Annotated in this window: 19 protein-coding genes; 8 read left to right on the top strand and 11 right to left on the bottom strand. The window is 66.0% G+C overall.

Annotated elements, in window-relative coordinates; genetic code table 11:
• Positions 1-3 precede the first annotated feature (3 nt).
• The 3 genes from AAD027_RS16580 (at position 4) to AAD027_RS16570 (ending at position 3,647) form a co-directional block, all read left to right on the top strand.
• The gene (locus AAD027_RS16580; RefSeq protein ID WP_341727136.1) at positions 4-1,407 is read left to right on the top strand and encodes a sigma-54-dependent transcriptional regulator; all 1,404 of its coding nucleotides are present in this window, start codon (positions 4-6) and stop codon (positions 1,405-1,407) included.
• Between the two features lie 564 nt (positions 1,408-1,971).
• Entirely contained in the window at positions 1,972-2,412 is a 441-nt protein-coding gene (locus AAD027_RS16575) for a pilin (RefSeq protein ID WP_341727135.1), read from the top strand.
• A gap of 95 nt (positions 2,413-2,507) precedes the next feature.
• Entirely contained in the window at positions 2,508-3,647 is a 1,140-nt protein-coding gene (locus tag AAD027_RS16570; protein ID WP_341727134.1) for a hypothetical protein, read from the top strand.
• Positions 3,648-3,686: 39 nt separating this feature from the next.
• On the opposite strand, the gene AAD027_RS16565 is transcribed toward AAD027_RS16570, so the two are convergent.
• A complete protein-coding gene (locus AAD027_RS16565; RefSeq protein ID WP_341727133.1) occupies positions 3,687-4,385 on the bottom strand; it encodes a hypothetical protein in 699 nt (232 codons plus the stop codon).
• Positions 4,386-4,626: 241 nt separating this feature from the next.
• Between AAD027_RS16565 and pilB the strand changes: the two genes are divergently transcribed.
• From pilB to coaE, 4 genes are all read left to right on the top strand, one after another.
• Positions 4,627-6,363, top strand: a complete 1,737-nt coding sequence (pilB, locus tag AAD027_RS16560) for a type IV-A pilus assembly ATPase PilB (protein WP_341727132.1) — start codon at positions 4,627-4,629, stop codon at positions 6,361-6,363.
• Between the two features lie 194 nt (positions 6,364-6,557).
• Positions 6,558-7,814 (top strand): type II secretion system F family protein, encoded by a 1,257-nt coding sequence (locus AAD027_RS16555; RefSeq protein WP_341727131.1) that lies wholly within the window; start codon positions 6,558-6,560, stop codon positions 7,812-7,814.
• Positions 7,815-7,836: 22 nt separating this feature from the next.
• Positions 7,837-8,700 (top strand): prepilin peptidase, encoded by an 864-nt coding sequence (locus tag AAD027_RS16550; RefSeq protein ID WP_341727130.1) that lies wholly within the window; start codon positions 7,837-7,839, stop codon positions 8,698-8,700.
• Positions 8,701-8,870: 170 nt separating this feature from the next.
• A complete protein-coding gene (coaE, locus tag AAD027_RS16545; RefSeq protein ID WP_341727129.1) occupies positions 8,871-9,494 on the top strand; it encodes a dephospho-CoA kinase in 624 nt (207 codons plus the stop codon).
• 85 nt (positions 9,495-9,579) lie between these two features.
• On the opposite strand, the gene AAD027_RS16540 is transcribed toward coaE, so the two are convergent.
• From AAD027_RS16540 to AAD027_RS16525, 4 genes are all read right to left on the bottom strand, one after another.
• Positions 9,580-10,053, bottom strand: coding sequence for an REP-associated tyrosine transposase (locus tag AAD027_RS16540; RefSeq protein ID WP_425605485.1), 474 nt, complete (start codon positions 10,051-10,053; stop codon positions 9,580-9,582).
• Between the two features lie 280 nt (positions 10,054-10,333).
• On the bottom strand, positions 10,334-11,290 hold the full coding sequence (locus AAD027_RS16535; protein ID WP_341727128.1) for a Nudix family hydrolase: 957 nt from the start codon (positions 11,288-11,290) through the stop codon (positions 10,334-10,336).
• Between the two features lie 284 nt (positions 11,291-11,574).
• A complete protein-coding gene (secA, locus tag AAD027_RS16530) occupies positions 11,575-14,328 on the bottom strand; it encodes a preprotein translocase subunit SecA (protein WP_341727127.1) in 2,754 nt (917 codons plus the stop codon).
• A 336-nt stretch (positions 14,329-14,664) separates the two neighbouring features.
• Positions 14,665-15,615, bottom strand: coding sequence for a peptidoglycan DD-metalloendopeptidase family protein (locus tag AAD027_RS16525; protein WP_341727126.1), 951 nt, complete (start codon positions 15,613-15,615; stop codon positions 14,665-14,667).
• Between the two features lie 8 nt (positions 15,616-15,623).
• On the opposite strand from AAD027_RS16525, the gene AAD027_RS16520 reads away from it, so the two are divergent.
• A complete protein-coding gene (locus AAD027_RS16520; protein WP_341727125.1) occupies positions 15,624-16,091 on the top strand; it encodes a DciA family protein in 468 nt (155 codons plus the stop codon).
• Between the two features lie 205 nt (positions 16,092-16,296).
• On the opposite strand, the gene lpxC is transcribed toward AAD027_RS16520, so the two are convergent.
• From lpxC to murC, 6 genes are all read right to left on the bottom strand, one after another.
• On the bottom strand, positions 16,297-17,211 hold the full coding sequence (gene lpxC / locus AAD027_RS16515) for a UDP-3-O-acyl-N-acetylglucosamine deacetylase (protein ID WP_341727124.1): 915 nt from the start codon (positions 17,209-17,211) through the stop codon (positions 16,297-16,299).
• A gap of 326 nt (positions 17,212-17,537) precedes the next feature.
• Entirely contained in the window at positions 17,538-18,764 is a 1,227-nt protein-coding gene (gene ftsZ / locus AAD027_RS16510; protein WP_341727123.1) for a cell division protein FtsZ, read from the bottom strand.
• Between the two features lie 341 nt (positions 18,765-19,105).
• Positions 19,106-20,341, bottom strand: a complete 1,236-nt coding sequence (ftsA, locus tag AAD027_RS16505; RefSeq protein WP_267790356.1) for a cell division protein FtsA — start codon at positions 20,339-20,341, stop codon at positions 19,106-19,108.
• The gene (locus tag AAD027_RS16500) at positions 20,338-21,162 is read right to left on the bottom strand and encodes a cell division protein FtsQ/DivIB (RefSeq protein WP_341727122.1); all 825 of its coding nucleotides are present in this window, start codon (positions 21,160-21,162) and stop codon (positions 20,338-20,340) included. The genes ftsA and AAD027_RS16500 overlap by 4 nt, the downstream gene beginning before the upstream one ends.
• Before the next feature lie 175 nt (positions 21,163-21,337).
• Positions 21,338-22,303: a D-alanine--D-alanine ligase gene (locus tag AAD027_RS16495; RefSeq protein ID WP_341727121.1), complete on the bottom strand. Its 966-nt coding sequence runs from the start codon at positions 22,301-22,303 to the stop codon at positions 21,338-21,340.
• On the bottom strand, positions 22,300-23,751 hold the full coding sequence (gene murC, locus AAD027_RS16490; RefSeq protein ID WP_341727120.1) for a UDP-N-acetylmuramate--L-alanine ligase: 1,452 nt from the start codon (positions 23,749-23,751) through the stop codon (positions 22,300-22,302). Before murC ends, AAD027_RS16495 begins: the two co-directional genes overlap by 4 nt.
• Between the last annotated feature and the right edge of the window lie 130 nt (positions 23,752-23,881).

The following is a 23,881-nucleotide window of genomic DNA, read 5'->3' as shown; positions in this document are numbered from 1 at the left end:
TGCATGAATCAAAGCCGTAGCGCCCTGATCGTCGACGACGAACGCGACATCCGTGAGTTGCTGACACTGACGCTGGGCCGCATGGGCCTGCGCATCGACACCGCCGCCAACCTGGGCGAAGCCCGCGAGCTGCTGGCCCGCAACACCTACGACCTCTGCTTCACCGACATGCGCCTGCCCGACGGCAACGGCATCGACCTGGTGGGCGAGATCGCACGCAACTACCCCAACACCCCCGTGGCCATGATCACCGCGTTCGGCAACATCGAACTGGCGGTGGAGGCCCTGAAGGCCGGCGCCTTCGATTTCGTCAGCAAGCCGGTGGACCTGACCGTCCTGCGCGGGCTGGTGAAGCATGCGCTGGAACTGAACAACAGCGAGCGCGCCGCGCCGCCCCCGCCCCCGCCGGAGCAGGCCAGCCGCCTGCTGGGCAACTCGCAGGCCATGGCCGGGCTGCGCGAGACCATCGGCAAGGTGGCCCGCAGCCAGGCGCCGGTCTACATCATGGGCGAGTCCGGCGTGGGCAAGGAACTGGTCGCCCGCACCATCCACGAGCAGGGCGCCCGCGCGGCCGGCCCGTTCATCCCCGTCAACTGCGGCGCGATCCCGGCCGAGCTGATGGAAAGCGAATTCTTCGGCCACAAGAAGGGCAGCTTCACCGGCGCCCACGCCGACAAGCAGGGCCTGTTCCAGGCCGCCAACGGCGGCACCCTGTTCCTGGACGAAGTGGCCGAGCTGCCGCTGCCCATGCAGGTCAAGCTGCTGCGCGCCATCCAGGAGAAGGCCGTGCGCCCGGTCGGCGCCTCCGGCGAGGCGCAGGTGGACGTGCGCATCCTGTCGGCGACCCACAAGGACCTGGGCGAACTGGCCGCCGATGGCCGCTTCCGCCACGACCTGTACTACCGCATCAACGTCATCGAGCTGCGCGTGCCGCCGCTGCGCGAACGCACCGGCGACCTGTCGCAGCTGACCAGCGCCATCCTGGAACGCTTGGCCGCCCAGCACGGCCGCATGGCGCCGTCGGTGTCGCCGGAGGCGATGGAAGCGCTGGGCCGCTATCCCTTCCCCGGCAACGTGCGTGAACTGGAGAACATCCTGGAGCGCGCGCTGGCGATGTCCGAAGGACACAGCATCGAGATCGACGACCTGTACCTGCCGCAGAACAGCGGCGGGCAAAAGAAGTTCGGCGGCGATTTCAGCGCCGGCGAAGTGGTCCGCGACGCTCCCGGCGCCATCGACATCGACCCGGCCAGCGGTGCCCTGCCCAACTACATCGAGCAACTGGAACGCGCCGCCATCCAGAAGGCGCTGGAAGACAACCGCTGGAACAAGACCAAGGCCGCCGCCCAACTGGGCATCACCTTCCGCGCCCTGCGCTACAAGCTGAAGAAGCTGGGGATGGAGTAGGCGCGGCGGCCATCGCCCCCTAGCGTGACCGTCCACTGTAGGAGCGCCCTTGGGCGCGATGCTTTTCCCCGACCTCCGCCAAAGGCATCGCGCCGAGGCCGCTCCTGCACATGCGCCGAGGGGTTGGCGGCATGTCGGGCAACGCCGTTGTTTTTTGTCCCTTGCGTCATCCCCTGCCCTACACGCGGGTCCGCCTCACCCTGACTGACACTTTGCGTCACATTGTGACCATCAACGTCATCGCGCCAACACTTTGACTCGCCGGGCACGTCACCCGTCGGAGGGCGGAGGATTCCAAATCTGTGATCGCTCCCCGGAATGAGCTTATTCCCCGATACACAAGCCCGGGAAATGATGCGATAGTCGCGCCGACTTCAGCGTCTGGGCTCCATTCCGGGGAAGGTTTGGGGGAGCCGTCAGGGAACGCTGGAAGTTGGCACACATCCTGCTGCATTACTCAAGCACGTGCAGCCGTACGCGCGGCGCCCACGGTCCACCATGTTAGGGACACGGGGCTTGTGTGTCCCTAAACCAACCAAGCCAATCCTGAAAGGGGAATTTGTTATGAAGAAGAACATGCAGGGCTTCACCCTGATCGAACTGATGATCGTGGTCGCCATCATCGCCATCCTGGCCGCCATCGCGCTGCCGGCTTACAGCGATTACACCAAGAAGGCCAAGGTGTCCGAAGTGATCACTGCCGCTTCGGCCTCGCGCACGGCGATCTCCGAGTTCGTGGCCAGCAACAATGCGCTGCCGACGGCTGCCCAGTACACGCCGGTCGCCGTCGAAACCCAGTATGTGTCGGATATCACTTGGAATGGCAACACGGTCACGGCCACGGCGAAGGGCATTGGTACTGGCGTTGATGGTCAAACCATCACCCTTACGCCCGATGGCGGCTCCGTCGCTGAAGGCGTGATTCCGGCCTGGACGTGCGGTGGCTCGATTGGTCCGCAGTTCCGTCCGGGTAGCTGCCAGGGCGCTGCGGCCCCGACTCCGTAATCGCGTCTTAGCAACTCGTCGTATGCAAAACATGGGGGCGGCAACGCCCCCATGTTTTTTTCGAGAACCGAGCTCTCGCCAGGGCATGCAAACCGATGTCCACAGCTTTCGAAAATAGCATTCTGTCCGACGGATCTCGGGCTCAATCAGCCACGACGGGATATCTGATCGGCCCCGTATGGGACTTCCTGGTGCTGGGCGGCGGCTCCATTCTGCCGCTGCTATTAGTCATGTACTGGTGGCCGCAAGGCGCCGATACAACACCCCTGTTGGCCTCGACACTGCTCGTTGCGAATCTGATCAACCACCCGCACTTCGCGCACTCTTACCAACTGTTCTACCGAGATTTCCGAGCTCGTGGTTTTGGCGATCGCTTCCCTGCATCGTTGCGCTGGCGCTATCTCTTTGCCGGCATTCTGGTTCCCCTGTTGTTGGCAGCGTTCTTTGCTTACTGCATCGCTACGCGGGACACCTTGCTGCTCGGCAGAGCCGTCAATCTGATGCTGTTCCTGGTGGGCTGGCACTACGTCAAGCAGGGTTACGGCATGCTGATGGTCGATGCCGTTCTCAAACGCAATTTTTTTGATCCGGCCGACAAAAGATGGTTGTTGGTGAACGCTTATGCCGTCTGGATCACCTCATGGCTACTGGTCAATCGCACGCTCGCCGTCCACAACTATTGGGACCTGAAGTATTACACTTTCGGCATACCGGACAGCATGATGTGGCTGGCCTGGTTAATCGTCAGCGCGACGACAGCCCTGATGCTGCGAGTCATGTGGAAGAAACTTTCGGCATGGCGGCACAAGACAGTCCCATTGAATGGCGCTATCGCCTATCTGGTCAGTCTCTATCTATGGCTGCTTGTCCGGCACCCCGCCATGCTGCTGGTCATCCCCGCTTTCCATTCACTGCAATACCTGGCCGTCGTCTGGCGCTACCGGTTGAATATCGAGCGCCAGACCGATGCCGACCAACGACGCCTCTTTCGCGGGCGCGGCCCATGGCCCGGGTTCGCACTTTTCCTGTTCCTCGGTACGGTTTTGGGTTACCTGGGATTCTGGATGGCCCCGATGTATCTGGACAGTTGGGTGGACTACGACAAAGCGCTGTTCGGTGGCGCGCTCTTCATGTTCATTTTCTGGATCTTCATCAATATCCACCACTACTTCCTCGACAATGTCATGTGGAGGAAGAACAACCCCGATACCCGGCGCTATCTTTTCGGTGGATGAAGACACTCTCCGACCAACGCCACTCTAGTCTGTCCGCACCTATTCCACCATGACACGTACGGGCCTGCCCGTGCGCGCATCCACCAGCATCCACCCCGTGTTGTAACGCGATACCACGGGCACCTTGCGCAGGGGAACTTTACCGCCTGCAATCTCGCCGGATTCACTCCGCCACGGATCTTCGGCATGACTCAGCAGCTCCGGCGCGATCCCCGTGTAAGCCACGTAATAACGCGGCAGCTTGTCTAGATCGACGCCCGTGGACATGAACGCGAACAGCAAATCCTGACGCTGTTTTTCATCCTCAGGTGGCCGGACGCCGACCAACTGTGGCCCCAACCAAGACAATCGCCGCCATTCCGGACGTGGGGCTTCGGCCAATGCCTCGGAGTCGATTTCGTTGGCGAACACCAGATTGAAGCGCATATCGCTGGCCACCAGAAAGACCGGCCGTGACTGCCACAGCGTATGCAACCCATAGCCAAGGAAACCCAGTTGGCACAGTGCGATGACGGCCAGATCGAAACGAAGGCTGGGTTTTCCTGTCTTGTAGACCACCAGCGTCAACAACGGACCCGCCACCAGATCGATACCCAGCATGATCAGCAGGAGGCGATCCTGGCCGGCGATCCGGTAAAGCCCATATGGGTACCAGGCGAGAAAGGCGCACAGTGCGATGCCCCCGATCACCAACAGACTCAACAGCAGATGCAGACCGGAGGCTTTCCAGCGATTCATGATTGGCGGACACTCGGGAAACCGTCGGAGATTCGACACCAGGTCGGCAGCGCATTCAAGTGACCCTCAGCGGCGGCGAATACCCGCTACCCGCAGGCAATGGCGGAGTGCCGACGGCGTCACCCTGCCGCCCGAATGATTGTCCTATGATCGATACACTGGCCTGTGGAGCTTTGGCCCGTTCCTTGCAAGGCTCACCACCACAGACACTTGCGACACTCCGTTTCCGAGACCTTGGCCCATGAATGCAGTCGCCACACCCAACCTTGTCGGAATTACCGGTATCGCCCGCCGCCTGGTCATGGATGGTGCGCTGGATGAGACAGCCGCCCGTAACGCCATGGCCAATGCCACCGAGGCCAAGGTGCCGCTGGCCCAGTGGGTCGCCGAGAAGAAACTGGTTTCGGCACCTCAGATGGCCGCCGCCAATGCCGTCGAGTTCGGCATGCCCTTGCTGGACGCCAGCGCCTTCGACCCGGCCCACAACGCCATCAAGTTGGTCAGCGAGGAACTGATCCAGAAGCACCAGGTGCTGCCTCTGTTCAAGCGCGGCAACAAACTGTTCGTCGGCGTCTCCGATCCCACCAAAACCCATGCACTGGACGAGGTGAAGTTCCACACCAACCTGGCCGTCGAGGCCATCCTGGTGGACGAGGACTCCCTGCGCCGCACACTGGACCAATGGCTGAATGCAGCCAGCAATCTGACCAGCACCTTCGGTGGCGACGACGACGAAGGTCTGGATAACCTGGAAGTGGGCACCGACGATGATATGGGCGGCGGCGCGGACAGTGCCGTGGACGCCAAAGGCGACGACACCCCGGTGGTCAAGTTCGTCAACAAGGTGCTGGTGGATGCCATCAAGCGCGGCGCGTCGGACATCCACTTCGAACCTTACGAAACCGACTACCGGGTGCGCCTGCGCATCGACGGCATCCTGAAGCAGGTGGCCAAGGCGCCGGTCAAGCTCCGGGATCGCATCGCCGCTCGCCTGAAAGTCATGTCGCAGCTCGACATCGCAGAAAAGCGCGTGCCGCAGGATGGGCGCATCAAGCTGAACCTGTCCAAGACCAAGCAGATCGATTTCCGCGTCAGCACCCTGCCCACCCTGTTCGGCGAGAAGATCGTGCTGCGTATCCTGGACGGCAGCGCGGCCAAGCTGGGCATCGACAAGCTGGGCTACGAGCCGGACCAGCAGGCGTTGTTCGAGGCGGCCATCCAGAAGCCCTACGGCATGGTGCTGGTCACCGGCCCCACCGGCTCGGGCAAGACAGTGTCGCTGTATACCGCGCTGGGCATCCTGAACGACGAGATCCGCAACATCTCCACGGTGGAAGACCCGGTCGAAATCCGACTGCCCGGCGTCAACCAGGTGCAGCAGAACACCCGGCGCGGCATGACCTTCGCCGCGGCGCTGCGCAGCTTCCTGCGCCAGGACCCGGACATCATCATGGTCGGCGAAATCCGCGACCTGGAAACCGCCGAGATCGCCATCAAGGCGGCCCAGACCGGCCACATGGTGCTGTCCACCCTGCATACCAACGACGCGCCGCAGACCATCGCCCGCCTGATGAACATGGGCATCGCGCCTTACAACATCACCAGCTCGGTGACCCTGGTCATCGCCCAACGCCTGGCACGCCGGCTGTGTTCCAAGTGCAAGAAGCCCGTTGAACTGCCACCCAATGCCCTGCTGGCCGAGGGCTTCAGCGAAGTCGAGGTCGCGGCCGGCATCACCCTGTACGAGGCGGTCGGCTGCGACGAGTGCACCGAGGGCTACAAGGGTCGTACCGGCATCTACCAGGTCATGCCGATGTCGGACGCGATCCAGGCCATCGTGCTGGAAGGCGGCAACGCCATGCAGATCGCCGAAGTCGCACTGAAGGCGGGCATCCGCGACCTGCGCCAGTCGGCGCTGATGAAGGTCCGCAACGGCGTGACCAGCCTGGCCGAGATCAACCGCGTCACCAAGGATTGATCCCGTAGGAGCGCCCCATGGGCGCGATGGGCTTCCACCGCTCGACCTGCCCTGCCCACCAAAAGCATCGCGGCCATGGGCCGCTCCTACAAAACCCTGCCCGCCGTCACACGGGGGATGGTTCCCTTCGGACGATAACCGGCTACCATGGGCAATGACAGTCCGGTTGGGGAAAGCCGGACAGGGGAAAACCGATGGCTGTGACCCGTTCTGCCGTTAAGAAAGCACCCGCGCCCGCCCGCGAGAACCCGCTGAACCTCTTCGTCTGGGAGGGCACGGACAAGCGCGGCATCAAGATGAAGGGCGAGCAGCAGTCCAAGAACGTCAACTTCCTGCGCGCCGAGCTGCGCAAGCAGGGCATCACCCCTACCGTGGTGAAGGCGAAGCCGAAGCCACTGTTCGGCTCGGCGGGCAAGCCCATCACCCCAAAGGAAATCGCGTTCTTCAGCCGCCAGATGGCGACGATGATGAAATCCGGCGTCCCTATCGTGGCCTCGCTGGAGATCATCGAGGGCGGGCAGAAGAATGTCCGCATGAAGAAGATGGTGGAACAGATCCGCTTCGACATCGAAAGCGGCAGTTCCCTGTCCGAGGCCATCAGCAAGTACCCGGTGCAGTTCGATGAGTTGTACCGCAACCTGGTGCGCGCGGGCGAAGGCGCCGGCGTGCTGGAAACGGTGCTGGACACGATCGCCAACTACAAGGAGAACCTGGAAGCGCTGAAAGGCAAGATCAAGAAGGCGCTGTTCTACCCAGCGATGACCATCGCGGTGGCCATCATCGTCAGCGCCATCCTGCTGATCTTCGTGGTGCCCCAGTTCGAGGAAACCTTCAAGAGCTTCGGCGCCGAGCTGCCTGCCTTCACCCAGATGATCGTAGCGGCCTCGCGCTTCATGGTGGCCTACTGGTGGGTCATGCTACTCGGTGCCCTGGCTGCCCTCTTCGGCGGCCTGTTCTTCTTCAAGCGCTCGCCTGCGTTCCAGCATGCCGTCGACCGAGGCATCCTCAAGATCCCGGTAATCGGCGAGATCATGCGCAATTCCGCCATCGCGCGCTTCGCGCGCACTACGGCGGTGACCTTCAAGGCCGGTGTGCCGCTGGTGGAGGCACTGGATACGGTGGCCGGCGCCACCGGCAACATGGTCTACGAGAAAGCCGTCAACCGCATGCGCGACGACGTGGCCGTCGGCTACCCCGTCAACATGGCGATGAAGCAGACGGGCGTGTTCCCACACATGGTCATCCAGATGACCGCCATCGGCGAAGAAGCAGGCGCGCTGGATACCATGCTGTTCAAGGTGGCCGAGTACTTCGAGCAGGAAGTCAACAACGCGGTGGATGCACTGGCCAGCCTGATCGAGCCCTTCATCATGGTCATCATCGGCACCTTGGTGGGCGGCATGGTGATCGGCATGTACCTGCCCATCTTCAAGCTGGCGGCGACGATCTGATCCCAGCGATTACAATCGCCCGATGGCATTCCTAGATCAGCACCCCGAACTGGGGTATCCGGTGGTGGCGGGCCTTGGCCTGCTGGTGGGCAGTTTCCTCAACGTGGTGATCCTGCGGCTGCCGCGGCGGCTGGAGTGGGAGTGGAAGCGCGACGCCCGCGAGGTGCTGGAGGAACCGGAGCTGTACGACCCGCCCCCACCCGGGATCGTGGTGGAGCGCTCGCACTGCCCGCACTGCAAGGCGCAGCTGTCGTGGTACGAGAACATCCCGCTGTTCAGCTGGCTGGTGCTGCGCGGCAAGTGCAGGCACTGCAAGGCGCCGATCTCGGCGCAATACCCGCTGGTGGAACTGCTGACCGCCGTGCTGGCGGTGGCGTCGGTCTGGCGTTTCGGCTTCGGCTGGCAGGGTTTTGGCGCGGCGCTGCTGAGCTGCTACCTGGTGGCGCTGTCGGGCATCGACCTACGCACGCGCCTGCTGCCCGACCAGTTGACCCTGCCGCTGATGTGGCTGGGCCTGATCGCCAGCCTGGACAACCTGTATATGCCGGCCAAGCCCGCGCTGCTGGGCGCGATCGCCGGCTACCTGGCGTTGTGGCTGGTGTGGTGGCTGTTCAAGCAGGTCACCGGCAAGGAAGGCATGGGCCGCGGCGACTTCAAGCTGCTGGCGGCGCTGGGGGCTTGGGTGGGCCTGAACGGTGTGCTGCCGACGATCCTGCTGTCCTCGGTGGTGGGCGCCATCATCGGCTCGATCTGGCTGGGCATGAAGGGGCGCGACCGCGCCACGCCGATCCCGTTCGGCCCCTACCTGGCCATCGCCGGCTGGGTCGTGTTCTTCTGGGGCGAGCAGATGGTCGATGGCTACCTGCGCTTCGCCGGGTTGAGATGACCGCATAGGCATCCCATGGGCTCAGTGTGGTTGTAGGAGCGCCCTTGGGCGCGATGCTTTTCCCATCACCCGGCCCCGCCCGCCAAAAGCATCGCGGCCATGGGCCGCTCCTACGAAATGCAGCGGGCACCCATGGGCCGCTCCTGCCCCGCAGGATCCATAATCCCGCCATGGCCCATTACTTCATCGGACTCACCGGCGGCATCGCCTCGGGCAAGAGCGCGCTGGAAAAGGCCTTCGCGGCTCACGGCGTGACCGTGGCCGACGCGGACCTGATCGCGCGCGAGGTGGTCGAACCCGGCCAGCCGGCACTGGCCGCCGTCGTGGCGCATTTCGGTGCGGGTGTACTGCAGGCGGATGGCAGGCTGGACCGTGCCGCCCTGCGCGCGCGGGTGTTCGACGACGACGACGAGCGCCGCGTGCTGGAAGACCTGCTGCACCCGGCCATCCGCGCGCGCATGATGGCCGTCTGCCGCAACGCGCCGGGTCCGTACGCCATCGCCATGATCCCGTTGCTGACCGAGGGCGGCGGCCGTACGGCCTACCCCTGGCTGGACCGCATCCTGGTGGTCGATGCGCCACCCGCGGTGCAGATGACTCGCCTGATGCAGCGCGACAGCATCGACGACAGCCTGGCCGGAAAGATGATGGCGGCCCAGGCCACGCGCGCGCAGCGGCTGGCGCTGGCCGACGACATCGTGGTGAACGCTGGCGATGTCGCCCACCTCCAGCGTGCCGCCGACGAATTGCACGCGCGCTACCTGGCGTTGGCAAACGCCGCACGGGTACCGTAGAAGAGCATCGCGCCCGAGGGCGCTCCTACAAGGAATCTGCGTGTAGGAGCGCCCTCGGGCGCGATGCTCTTCCGCGGAGGAGACATCAAAGCCAGACCGCATTCCAGAACGGGTAATCGCCCACGCGTTTCACCAGCCCGGCCCTGACCGGATTGGCCACCACATAGCGTGCCGCCACCCTTACATCTTCTTCCTGGCGCAGGGCATGGTCGTGATACGCCCTTGCCCACACGGGACCGGTGCGTTCGAGTCTGTGGTTGTAAGCGCGCGCGATGGCGGATTTCAACCGATTGGTGAAAGATGCCATGCCATCCCTTTCGCCCAACCGGACCAGCCAGTGCGCATGATCGGGCATCAACACCCATGCCAACAACACCGAAGTACGGAGCACATCCGGTTGGTGGTGGCATGGCGCCGCGGCGCAGGCGCCCTCGAAAGCCCCGAACAATGGCTGCCTGTCCGCGGTAGTGGCAGTGATCAGATACACCTGGTCGGGGAGGTCGATCCGATGCCTGCGAAGCGCGGCATGGCCTGTACGGGGAAAGCGCATGACGGGCATGTCGCCACGTTGCGATGGCGCCTCGGAGCACGCCATCGGCACATGCCGCGGCGAATCGTCGGAATAGCCTGACCGGCACGTGGATCATATGGGAAGGAGCATCGCGGCCGAGGTCGCTCCAAAAAGAGGTTGCTGTTGTAGGAGCGCCCTTGGGCGCGATGCTCTTCTCTGCCGTCCCGCCTAGAGGCATCGCGGCCAAGGCCGCTCCTACAAATGCGCCGGTGGATCGTTGGATTGCAAAGGCAACGATGGGTGCATGGGCGCCCTCGGGCGCGATGCCCTACCGTTGTTGTTCCGGCCAGAGGCTGCGGATGGCGGCGATGCCTTGCGCGCCGTGCTCGCGGGCCTGGCGGATGTCCGCGGGCGACAGGCCGCCGATGGCGTAGATGGGCAACGACACGCTCTCGCGCAGGCCGGCGAAGCCCGGCCAGCCCAGCGGCGGCGCGCCCGGATGACTGGGAGTGGGATACACGCCACCCAGTACCGCGAAATCGCAGCCCAGCGCTTCGGCGCGGTGCAGGTCCGGCCCCGTGTGGCACGAGGCCGCCACCGCCTGTCCTTCCGGCAGGGGGCGTGCCGTCAGGCCCGCGAGCTGTTCGCTGCGCAGTTGCACGCCCACCTTGAGCGCCTGGGCCAGCGCGATGTCGCCGTTGAGCAATACGTCGGCGCTGGCCTTGCGGCAGGCCTGCACCGCCTTCGTCGCGAGATCGCGCCAGCGCTCGCCGGCCACGCTGCGGGCACGGACCTGCACGCGGCGCACGCCGGCGTCCAGCACGCGCTGCAACGCCGCCAGCCACGCCTCGTCGTCGCCGGGCTCCGGCGTCACCAGATAGGTATCCGGGTGCAGCAGCGCCGCCACGACCGGGCGATCCGCCGGCGGCATCGCGTAGCGGGTCAGCTTGTCCGGCGCCACCCAGGCCAGCGCCTGCCCTTCGTGGCCGCGGGGCGTGCCTTTCCAGCCCGACAGGTGGCGCACGTCCAGCCGCAGGCGCTTGTCGGGGTACTGCTGCGGGACGTTGATGACCGATGCACCGACCTGGGCCTCGATGCCCAGTTCCTCGCGCAGTTCGCGCACCAGCGCGTCCTCCGGGCTTTCGCCGGGCTCGCGCTTGCCGCCGGGGAATTCCCAGCGCCCGGCCAGGTCGCGCCCCTCGGTGCGCCGGGCCAGCAGGATGCGGCCGCGCGCGTCGGTGATGACGGCGGCCATGACGTGGATGGATCTCAAGGGAGTCAGCATGAGGGGGAGCTTGCCGGCAACCGATGGGTTCACGCAAATACCCCGCACCGAAAGCGGGAAAGCATCGCGGCCAAGGCCGCTCCTACAAGAGCGAGGATGGGGCCGGGGCCGCAAACGCGCCGATGGACCGTAGGAGCGCCCTCGGGTGCGATGCTCTTTCCATCACTCCGCCTGTCCGCCTGGAGCATCGCGGCCATGGGCCGCTCCTGCAAAGGCGGCGATGGGGCGGCCGCAAACGCACGACGGACCGCAGGAACGCTCCATGGGCGCGATGAATATCCCGCTCAGCCCAACTGGCCGTGGCAGTGCTTGTACTTCTTGCCGCTGCCGCAGGGGCACGGATCGTTGCGGCCGACCTTGGGGCCGTCGCGATGGGCCGGGGTGGGCGCGGTCTGTACGTAGCCGCCCTGCAGGGCGGCCGCGCGCTGGGCCTGCTCGGCCTCCTCGTCGGCGCTGTAACCGCCGGCGTCCTGGTGCTGGAACTGCATCTGCCGGGCCTGCGCCTCGGCCATCGCGCGTTCCTGCGCCTCCAGCGCGGCGACTTCCTCCTCGCTGCGGATGCGCACGCGCGACAGCAGGGTCACCACCTCGCTCTTCACCCGCTCCAACATGTTGGAGAACAGTTCGAAGGCTTCCTTCTTGTACTCCTGCTTGGGCTGCTTCTGCGCGTAGCCGCGCAGGTGGATGCCCTGGCGCAGGTAGTCCATGCGGGCCAGGTGTTCCTTCCAGTTCTTGTCCAGCACGGTCAGCATGATGTGCTTTTCCAGCGCCCGCATGGTCTCGTCGCCGATCGCGGCCTCCTTGCCGGCGAAATGCTGGTCCATGGCCTCCTGCACGCGACGCTCGATGGCCTCCGCGTCCAGTTCTTCGGTCTCTTCGCGCCAACGGGTCACCGGCAGGTCGATGCCCATCTCCTCGGCCAGTTCGCGCTCCAGGCCGGCCAGGTCCCACTGCTCGTCCACCGAGTTCGGCGGCATGAAGCGGGCCACGGTCTCGGCGATCACGTCGCCGCGGATGCCGTCGATGTTGTCCTTGACCGACTCGGCTTCCAGCAGTTCGTCGCGCTGGGCGTAGATGACCTTGCGCTGGTCGTTGTTGACGTCGTCGAAGTCCAGCAGGTTCTTGCGGATGTCGAAGTTGTGCGCTTCCACCTTGCGCTGCGCCTTCTCGATCTGCCGGCTGACCAGCTTGTCCTCGATGACGTCGTCCTCCTTCATGCCGATCAGCTTCATCGCCTTCTGGACCCAGTCCGAGGCGAAGATGCGCATCAGGTTGTCTTCCAGCGACAGGTAGAAGCGGGACGAACCCGGGTCGCCCTGGCGGCCGGAGCGGCCGCGCAGCTGGTTGTCGATGCGGCGGGATTCGTGGCGCTCGGTGCCGACGATGTGCAGGCCGCCGGCGGCCTTCACTTCCTCGTGGCGCTTCTGCCATTCGGCCTTCACCGCGGCGCGGTCGGCGTCGCTGGCGTCTTCGGGCAACTGCTCCAGCTCGGCTTCCAACGAACCGCCCAGCACGATGTCGGTGCCGCGGCCGGCCATGTTGGTGGCGATGGTGATGGCCTTGGGGCGGCCCGCCTGCGCGACGATGTGCGCTTCGCGCTCGTGCTGCTTGGCGTTGAGCACCTCGTGCGGCACGCCGGCCTTGGTGAGGAAGTCGGACAGCATTTCCGACGTTTCGATCGAGGTGGTGCCCACCAGCACCGGCTGGCCGCGCTGGTAGCAGTCCTGGATGTCGGCCAGCACCGCGTTGAACTTGCCCTTGCGGTTGAGGAACACCTGGTCGGGCGAATCCTTGCGCACGGTGGGGCGGTTGGTCGGGATGACGATCACTTCCAGGCCGTAGATGCTCTGGAACTCGAACGCTTCCGTGTCGGCCGTGCCGGTCATGCCGGACAGCTTCTTGTACATGCGGAACAGGTTCTGGAACGTCACGCTGGCCAGCGTCTGGTTCTCGCGCTGGACCGGCACGCCTTCCTTCGCCTCGACCGCCTGGTGCAGGCCGTCGGACCAGCGGCGGCCCGGCAGGGTGCGGCCGGTGAACTCGTCGACGATGACCACTTCGCCATCGCGCACGATGTAGTCCACGTCGCGCTGGTAGATGGCGTGCGCGCGCAGCGCGGCGTTGAGGTGGTGCACGACGGACAGGTTGTTGGCGCCGTACAGCGTGTCGTCCTCGCTGAGGATGCCGGCCTTGAGCAGCAGTTCCTCGGCGTGCTCCATGCCCGCCTCGGACAGGTGCACCTGCTTGCCCTTCTCGTCCACCCAGTAGTCGCCCTCGGCTTCCTCGTTCTCCTGCTTGGTCAGCTGGGGCACGATGCGGTTGACGCGGATGTACAGTTCCGGCGATTCGTCGGCCGGGCCGGAGATGATCAGCGGGGTGCGCGCCTCGTCGATCAGGATCGAGTCCACTTCGTCGACGATGGCGTAGTGCAGGCCGCGCTGGAAGCGGTCGCCCTTCGACATCGCCATGTTGTCGCGCAGGTAGTCGAAGCCGAATTCGTTGTTGGTGCCGTAGGTGATGTCGGCGGCGTAGGCGGCGTGCTTGTCGCCGTGCGGCATGCCCGGGTAGACCACGCCCACCGACAGGCCCAGCCAGTTGTACAGGCGGCCCATCCAGGCCGAGTCGCGGCGGGCCAGGTAGTCGTTCACGGTGACGACGTGCACGCCTTTGCCTTCCAGCGCATTGAGGTAGGTGGGCAGCGTGGCGACCAGGGTCTTGCCTTCGCCGGTGCGCATTTCGGCGATCTTGCCCAGGTGCAGCACCATGCCGCCGATCAGCTGCACGTCGTAGTGGCGCATGCCCAGCACGCGGCGGCTGGCCTCGCGGCAGACCGCGAAGGCTTCCGGCAGGACCTTGTCCAGCGTTTCCCCGCCCGCGATGCGCTGCTGGAACTCCGGCGTCTTGGCCTTCAGCTCGTCGTCGGAGAGCTTCTGCAGCTCGGGTTCCAGCGCGTTGATCTTGTCGACGATGCGTTGCAGCTGTTTCAGCAGGCGTTCGTTGCGGCTGCCGAAGACACGGGTAAGCAGGTTGTTGATCATGTAGGGAACCGGATTGGAAAGGAACGTCGAGGGCCGCGGCACGCCGATGCGTGGCGCCCAAAACGAAACAGGGCGCTCTGCGCCCTGTCTGGCAACACCGTATTGTAGCTTGGGGCGGGGCCCGGGGAATCAAGTCGGGATCAGCCCCTCCCCCGTTCACGGGGGAGGGTTGGGGTGGGGGCGAACGGAGTCGCAGGACCCTCTAGCCTGAAATGCTTCCGTAGTGCATGAGAGTGTCCGACCACTCGACAGTCCACACAGACTCGGGTTTCGCGAGCGCCGGCATGCCCCCATCCCGGCCTTCCCCCGTGAACGGGGGAAGGGGCAAAACCGCCGTCAGCCGCGCTTGACCTGCCCCACCGGCGTCGGGCCTTCGCCCAGGAACTTTCGCGGATTCACCACGCGGCCGTTCTCCCACACTTCGAAGTGCACGTGCGCGCCGGTGGAGCGGCCGGTCGAGCCGGCCTTGGCCACTTCCTGCCCCACGCGGACCAGGTCGCCGGTCTTCACCGTCAGGCGCGAGTTGTGCGCGTAGCGGGTGACGTAGCCGTTGCCGTGGTCCACGTCGACCACGTTGCCGTAGCCGCCCTTCACGCCGGCGAAGCTGACCACGCCATCGGCCACCGCCTGCACCGGATCGCCCACGCTGGCCTTGAAGTCGATGCCCTTGTGGTACTGGCCGCCGCCGCCGAACGGATCGGCGCGACCGCCGAAGCCGGAGGTGATGTAGCTGTTGGCGATGGGCATGCGACCCGGGGTGGCGTTCTTGTCCAGCTCGCGGTTGAACAGCAGCGCTTCCAGCACGGACAGCTGGCGGCCGGATTCGGCGAACTGCCTTTCCAACTGGTCCACGCCGGCAGTCAGCTCGGCGGGCTTCATGTCGTAGGTCGCATCGTTGCCGCCGACGCCGACCGGTTCGTTGAAGTCGAATTCGCCATCCTGCAACTGGCCCACGCGGGTCAGGCGCTCGCCCAGCGCGTTCAGCCGGTTGGCCTGGGCCTGCAGCTCGCCCAGGCGGGCGGCCATGGCGTTGATTTCCTGCTGGGCGCCGCGGCGCACCTGTTCCAGTTCGGCCTCGCGGCTCTCGGCGCTGGCCTGCAGCATGGAGACCTGCGCCATGCCGACAGCGCTGCGACCCGCCACGCCGGCCAGCAGGCCGACGCCCAGCAGCACCGCGGTGCTGGCCAGCGGCCGGGTATGCAGGGCGAGTCGGACGCGGTACGCGCCATGGGCCTGCGTGTGTGCCCACCAGATGCGCGTATTGTTGACGATGTTTTTAAAGCTCATAGATACCGATGTCTGATTCGAAGTCCAAGCCGCGCCGTGCCGGCACCGCGCAACCTGCCCTGCAGGCCGCCATGACCGATGCCGCTACCGACCCGGTGCGTCGCGCCTTGTGGCTCGACGCCTTGGAACAGCAGCTTCGCCCCTGCCTGCCGCCTGCCCTTTCGCCCCATTGCCGATTGGCGAACGTGGCGGGCACGCGGCTCGTTTTTATCGTCGATTCCCCGGTGTGGCGGGCCAAGCTGCGCTTGGCTGCACCCGAACTGATCAACGCGGCCCAATCCATCGGACTGGCGGTCACCGAAGTCACCGCCAAGACCACCCTCGCACCGCCTTCCCCCTTGGACGGGGCGCAACGGATGGCAAAACCTGTATCGGAAGCCTCTCGCAACGGGCTGAAAGCCGCCCTGGACCTCCTGGCCGAACCCGATTCCATAGGCTCGGATACCACTCCTGATGGTCGCCGACGCCGCTCGTAAATGTGACTCGGCGGCTTCGGGACGTGGCATGGTAACGGCCACCGCCGGTCGGGTCGTTAGCGATAAGTTAAAAACCCGTTATAAATCAGGCTATAGCAAGACTTTTGTCACACTTTCGCGAAGGCGTAACCATTCGCGCCCGGCGATGTGACGGGAGTCGGCAACCGGTAGGCAGCAAGGTCACCCGCCAATGCGGATGGCGGTCTCAGGCGGCAGCGACGGGGGTCGCGTAGACCACGGGGGAAGGCTGGCGGTCGTCGTCGAAGGTGACTTCCTCCCACGCCGACGCATCGGCCAGCAGGGCGCGGACCAGCTTGTTGTTGAGCGCATGGCCCGACTTGTAGCCCTCGTAGGCGCCCAGAATGGGATGGCCGGCGAGGTAGAGGTCGCCGATGGCGTCCAGGATCTTGTGGCGGACGAATTCGTCGGTGTAGCGCAGGCCGTCGTCGTTCAGTACGCGGAACTCGTCCAGCACGATGGCGTTGTCCATCGAGCCGCCCAGCCCCAGATTGCGCTCGCGCATGTATTCCAGGTCGCGCATGAAGCCGAAGGTGCGCGCGCGCGCCACTTCCTTGATGTAGGCGCCGGTGGAGAACTCCACCTCCGCCCGCGATTGCGAGGCCGGGATCATCGGATGGTCGAACTTGACCGTGAAGCCCAGGCGGAAGCCGTCGTAGGGCTCGAAGCGGGCGACCTTGTCGCCGTCGGTCACTTCCACCGCGTGCTTGATGCGCATGAAGCGCTTGGGCGCGTCCTGCTTGACCACGCCGGCGGACTGCAACAGGAACACGAACGGACCGGCGGAACCGTCCATGATCGGCAGCTCGGCCGAGGACAGCTCCACGTAGGCATTGTCGACACCCAGGCCGGCCATGGCCGACATCAGATGTTCGACGGTCTGTACCTTGGCGCCTTCGCTGGTCAGGCCGGTGCACAGCGTGGTCTCGGTGACCAGGCTGGCGCTGGCCGGGACCTCCACCACCGGGTCCAGGTCGATGCGGCGGAACACGATGCCCGTATCCACCGGCGCAGGGCGCAGGGTCATGTAGACCTTCTCGCCGCTGTGCAGGCCCACGCCGGTCGCGCGGATCACGTTTTTCAGTGTGCGTTGCTGGGCCATCGGAGGGAGTCGCAGGTGGGGGAACCTAAGCGGGCAGCGAGAATAGCACGCAATTCGCTGAATCTTAACGAAAGGACCGCTCTGTCCCACGCCCGCAACAATGGTCTGTTAAGGCCGTCGTGAAAGCGCTGCCGGGCCGGACAGGCCCGGCAGCGAAGGGACATGGACGGAACACAGCCCCTTCCCCCGTTTACGGGGGAAGGTTGGGATGGGGGCCTGCCGGAGCCCGGATACTCGACGCGTTCGAAATCGTCGAGACCTGCGGCTCCCTCCGCCCCCACCCTGCCCTCCCCCGCAAGCAGGGGAGGGGTTACGCATCTACTCCCTCAGTCCGCCTGGCGGCGCAGGAACGCCGGGATGTCCAGGTAGTCGTTGGGCAGATCGGCGGCCACCGGCGTGGATGCTGCCGGAGTCGATGCGGGCGCGGCGGAACCGCGGCGCAGGCCCAGGCCGCTGGTGGCGGCACTGACCGCGTCCACGGCGAAGCCCTCGTCGATCGGCATGCCGGTGGTGGCATCGCGGACCAGCTTGATCGGCGCACGCACCGGTTCGCGCAGGTCGCCGTTGCGGCCGACCGGCTGGCGCACGACGGCACGGTTCAGCCCGGTGGCCACGACAGTCACGCGCACTTCGTCCTGCATGTCCGGGTCCAGCACGGTGCCCAGCACCACGGTGGCGTCCTCGGAAGCGAAGCCTTCGATGGTGCGGCCCACTTCGTCGAACTCGGCCATGGTGAAGTCCGGGCCGGCGGTGATGTTGACCAGGATGCCGTTGGCGCCGGACAGGTTGACGTCGTCCAGCAGCGGATTCTGGATGGCCGATTCGGCCGCGGCCTGCGCACGGTCGTCGCCGCGCGCCGAGCCGGTGCCCATCATGGCCAGGCCCATCTCGCTCATCACGGTGCGCACGTCGGCGAAGTCGACGTTGATCAGGCCCGGGCGCACGATCAGGTCGGCGATGCCCTGCACGGCGCCCAGCAGCACGTCGTTGGCGGCGCGGAAGGCCTGGATCATCGTGGCGTTGCGGCCCAGCACGGTGATCAGCTTCTCGTTGGGGATGGTGATCAGCGAGTCGCAATGGTGGCTCAGTTCTTCGATGCCCTTCAGCGCGACCTGCATGCGGCGACGGCCCTCGAAGGGGAACGGCTTGGTCACCACCGCCACGGTCAGGATGCCCATCTCCTTGGCCAGCTGCGCCACCACCGGCGCCGCGCCGGTGCCGGTGCCGCCGCCCATGCCGGCGGTGATGAACACCATGTCGGCGCCGTCCAGCGCATCGATGATGCGCTCGCGGTCCTCCAGCGCGGCCTGGCGGCCGACTTCCGGGTTCGCGCCCGCGCCCAGGCCCTTGGTGACGTTGCTGCCCAACTGCAGCTGCAGCTTGGCGCCGCAGTTCTTGATCGCCTGCGAGTCGGTGTTGGCGGTGATGAACTCCACGCCATCCACGCTGCTGCTGACCATGTGCGCCACGGCGTTGCCGCCGCCGCCGCCCACGCCCACGACCTTGATCACCGCATTCGGGGCCATCTTTTCAACCAGTTCGAAATGTGCCATGTCCTTGTCCTCTTTGGAGCCGGGATTGGGGATTCGGGATTGGGGATTCGGAAGAGCGCTCTTCCTCTGCCCTGGCCCGCCTCTTCCGGCGAGTTGTTGTGTTTTAGTGGTGTTGCTTACCGCATTACCGCAATCGTCCTGCCTGCCTGCCGCTCTTTGCCTTGAAGCCGGGATACGGGATGGAGATTCGGGATTTGGAAGAGCGATCCTCCTCGTCCTTTCCAACCCATCCAGCGAGTCCTGCCTTTCTTCCGTTGTCTGTCCTACCGCTCTTTCTTTTGCTCTTGCTTTTGCTTTTACGAATCGCCAATCCCGAATCACCAATCACGGGGGCGAATTCATCAGAATTCGCCCCTGTACCAGTTCTGCAACTTCTTGAACCAGCTGCCCGCCTTGCCCGTGGGCAGGGACGGGCGGCGGGGATGTTCGATCTGGCTGCCCATCAGCAACAGGCCGACGCCGGTGGCGTGGACGGGATTGCCGACCACTTCGCCCAGGCCGGTGACGTGCTGCGGAATGCCCACGCGCACCGGCATCTGCAGCATTTCCTCGGCCAGCTCGACCACGCCTTCCATCTTGGAAGCGCCACCGGTCAGCACCATGCCGGCGCGCACGCGCTCCTCGAAGCCGGAGCGGCGCAGTTCCGCCTGCACCATCTCGAAGATTTCCTCGTAGCGCTGCTGCACCGCCTGCGCCAGCGAATGGCGCGGCAGCCGGCGCGGCGGACGGTCGCCGACGCTGGGCACCTGGATGCTCTCTTCCGCCGTGGCCAACTGCGCCAGCGCGCAGGCGTAGCGCACCTTGATCTGCTCGGCTTCAGGCGTGGGCGTGCGCAGCATGTGCGCGATGTCGTTGGTCACCTGGTCGCCGGCGATCGGCAACGAGGCGGTGTGGCAGATCGCGCCCTGCACGAACACCGCCAGGTCGGTGGTGCCCGCGCCCATGTCCACCAGCACCACGCCCAGTTCGCGCTCGTCGCTGGTCAGCACGGCGACGCTGGAGGCCAGCGAGGAGAAGATCAGGTCGTCGATCTGCAAACCGCAGCGCTGCACGCACTTGCTGATGTTGGCCGCGGCCGACTGCGCGCAGAACACCAGGTGCGCGTCCACTTCCAGGCGCACGCCGGTCATGCCGACCGGGTTGCGGATGCCTTCCTGCGAGTTGTCCAGCTTGTACTCGCGCGGGATGGCGTGGAGGATCTTCTGGTCGGCCGGGATCGCCACCGCCTTGGCGGCCTCCAGCACTCGGTCCAGGTCGCCCCAGGTCACTTCGCCGTCGCGGATCGGCACGATGCCCGGCGAGTTGCGGCACTGCACGTGGTTGCCGGAGATCGACGCGTAGACCGAACGGATCTCGCAGCCGGCCATCAGCTCGGCCTCCTCCACCGCGCGCTGGATGGACTGCACCGTGGATTCGATGTCCACCACCACGCCGCGCTTGAGGCCACGCGACTCGTGCGAGCCGATGCCGATCACCTCGATCGGATTGCCCGGTGCGTACTCGCCGACCAGCGCGGTCACCTTGGAGGTGCCGATATCCAGTCCGACGATGAGGGATTTGTCGCCTTTGCGATTCATATGGAAAAACCGGGATTCGAGATTGGGGATTCGGGATGGGAGACGGAGGACTTCGGGAACGAGGACACCATCGACGCCAGCGATCTGCCCGCGGCATCCAATTCCCAATTCCCAATTCCCAATCCCGGCTTCGCCCAGACAAGGGCGAAGCCATTCGTGTAGCGGAGGTCGGCGCACTGCAGCGGCTGCGCCTGGTTGGCCAGCAACTGCGGCAGCATCCGCGCGAAGCGGTCCAGCCGCGGGCGCGCATCGGTGCGGCCGACGATGACCTCGGTGCCGTTGCCCAGCCGAAGCGACCAACTGCCGCGGCGATCCATCAGCAGCGTGTGCACTTCCAGCCCCAACGGCGCGAACAACTGGCGCGACTCGTTGTAGAGCGCGGTGACTTCCCGCACCTGCGAATCCGGGCCGCCCAGTTGCGGCAGCTTCAGTTCGCGCAGTTCCTTCGGCATCGGGAACAGGCGGCCGTGTTCGGACAGCAGGCGGTCCTGGCCCCAGCGCGCGAACGGCTTGTGCTCGACGATGCGGATCTCCATCACGTCGGGCCAGCGCTTGCGCACTTCCGCACGCTCCACCCACGGCAGTTTTTCCACGGCATCCTGCGCATCGCCCAGGCGCACGGCGAAATAGCCGCGCTGCGCATGCGGCAGCACCACGTCGCGCAACTGCGCCGCGTCCACGCGCTGGAACTCGCCCTGCACGCGCAGCTTGGTCAGCGGCCAGCGCTCGGCGCCGATCCAGCCGTTGACCACGGCCACCACCGGCATCGCGACCAACGCGATGGCGAGCAACCAGGCCAGGATGCGCAGGGCGGCGGTCATGCGCTTGCTCCGCGAGCGGCGGGATGATCGGCCATTCGGCCGTTGAAAGCCGGGATTCGGGATTCGGGATTGGCAAGAGCGAGCGCAGCGCGCATTCCGAGCATGCGCGCCGGAACGCACAGGCTGCGCGCGCCCGGCTTCGCAAATCCCGAATCCCGAATCCCGAATCCCCGCTTCATAGCGTCTGCTCCAGGATGCGCCAGCACAGTTCCTCGAAACCGATGCCCAGCGTGGCCGCCGCCTTCGGCACCAGCGAATGGCTGGTCATGCCCGGCGCGGTGTTCACCTCGATCAGTTGCAGGCCCTTGGCGCGGTCGCGCATCACATCCACGCGCCCCCAGCCGCTGCAGCCGGCGGCGCGGAACGCCTCCAGCGCGAGCGCGCGGATCGCGTCCTCGTCCTCGCCTTCCATGCCCGGGCACAGGTACCGGGTGTCGTCGGCGATGTACTTGGCGTGGTAGTCGTACCAGTCGCCGGCCGGCACGATGCGGACCGACGGCAACGCCGTGTCGCCGAGGATGCCGACGGTGTACTCCTCGCCGACGACCATCTGCTCCATCAGCAGTTCGCCCGGATAGTCCGTGGCGAACGCCACCGCCTCGGCGAAGTCCTCCTCGCGCAGGATGCGGAACACGCCCACGCTGGAGCCCTCGCACGAGGGCTTCACGAATACCGGCAGGCCCAGTTCGCCGGCCGCGGCGCGAAGAGCCTGCCCCGGAGTCGATCCGGGGTCGGTGCCGGGCGCGATGCGCGCGAAGCGCGGCGTCGGCAGGCCGGCGGCGATCCACACCTGCTTGGTGCGGATCTTGTCCAGCGTCAGCGCGGAGCCCAGCACGCCCGGGCCGGTGTACGGCACGCCCAGCGATTGCAGCAGGCCCTGCAGCACGCCGTTCTCGCCGTCCCCGCCATGCAGGATGTTGAACACGCGGTCCACCCCGCCGGCGCGGATCGCCTCGATCAGCGCGGGGATGCCATCGACGGCGGTCGCCTGCACGCCCCGCGCCAGCAGTGCGTCCAGCACGTTGCGGCCGGAATCGAGCGAGACCTCGCGTTCGCTGGAAACGCCGCCCAGCAGCACGGCGACACGGCCGAAGCGGGCCGGATCGGTGATGCGCAGCGGCGGGACGACGGACGGGTTCATGCGCTCTTCTTTCCCCCGAATCCGTGCGTGGCGATGTGCTGCGAGACGTGGCCGATGTCGCCGGCCCCCATCAGCAGCAACAGGTCGCCGTCCTGCAAGACGTCGGGCAGCACGTCGACCAGGTCGGCGACCTGGCCGACCACCACCGGCTCGTTGCGGCCGCGCGCGCGGATCGCGCGCGCCAGCGATTTCGCGTCGGCGCCGGCGATGGGCGTTTCTCCCGCCGGATAGACCTCGCTCAGCACCAGCGCATCGGCCTCGGACAGCACGGCGGCGAAGGCGTCGAACTGGTCGCGCGTGCGGCTGTAGCGATGCGGCTGGAAGGCGACCACGAGGCGCTTGTGCGGCCAACCGCCGCGCGCCGCCGAGAACACCGCGGCCAGTTCCTTCGGATGGTGGCCGTAGTCGTCCACCAGCTGCACGCGCGCGCCCTGCGCCGTGGTGACTTCGCCCAGGTCGTTGAAGCGTCGGCCGATGCCGGCGAACTTCTCCAGCGCGGCACCGATGTTCTCGGGCGAAACGCCCAGTTGCCAGCCGATGGCGGCGGCGGCGAGCGCGTTCTGCACGTTGTGGCGGCCCGGCAGCGCCAGGCTGACGCGGATGCTGGCGTCCTCCGGCAGGCGCAGGGTGAAGCGCATGCGCCCGGCTTCCTGCTCCACGTCCTCGGCGCGCACGTCGGCGTTCTCGGCGAAACCGTAGCTCATCACGTGGCGCGGCGTGTCCGCGGCCAGCGCGGCGACTTCCGGATCGTCGATGCACAGCACCGCCAGCCCGTAGAACGGCAGGCGCTGCAGGAATTCGGCGAAGGCGGCCTTGACCCGTTCGAAATCGTTGCCGTAGTTCTCCAGGTGGTCCGCATCGATGTTGGTCACGATGGAGATCAGCGGGTTCAGGCGCAGGAAGCTGCCGTCGCTCTCGTCCGCCTCGGCCACCAGCCACTGGCCGTCGCCCAGCTTGGCGTTGGCGCCGGCCGCCAGCAGTTGCCCGCCGATCACGAAGGTCGGGTCCAGCCCGCCCTCGCTGAGCACGGCGGCGGTCAGGCTGGTGGTGGTGGTCTTGCCGTGCGTGCCGGCCACGGCGATGCCGCGGCGGAAACGCATCAGTTCGGCCAGCATGGCCGCGCGCGGCACGATGGGGATGCGCTGCGAGCGCGCTTCCATCAGCTCCGGGTTGTCCTGCCTGATCGCGCTGGACACCACCACGCAGTCGGTACCCAGCACGTTGGAGGCGTTGTGGCCGCGCATGACGCGCGCGCCCAGCGCCGCCAGCCGGCGGGTGGCGGCGTTGTCGGCATTGTCCGAACCGGACACTTCATAGCCCAGCGTGCACAGCACTTCGGCGATGCCGCTCATGCCGGAACCGCCGATGCCGACGAAATGCACCCGGCGGAATTCCTTCGCCAGGTTCCCCGTGTGCTGCAGGCGGCGCTCGCGCGCGGCGGCCATCATGGGGCACCTCCGGTGTCCGCGTGATTCGGGATTGGGGATTGGGGATTCGGGAAGGCGCACATGTGCAGGCGAGCAAAGCCGGCCGGCAGGCTATTGCGAATCCCGAATCCCGAATCCCGGCTTTCGACGG

It is taken from the genome of Pseudoxanthomonas putridarboris, from assembly GCF_038321125.1.
Taxonomy (GTDB): domain Bacteria; phylum Pseudomonadota; class Gammaproteobacteria; order Xanthomonadales; family Xanthomonadaceae; genus Pseudoxanthomonas_A; species Pseudoxanthomonas_A putridarboris.
The sequence above is the reverse complement of the archived record's forward strand: the minus strand, read 5'-3'. Positions and strand labels throughout refer to the sequence as shown.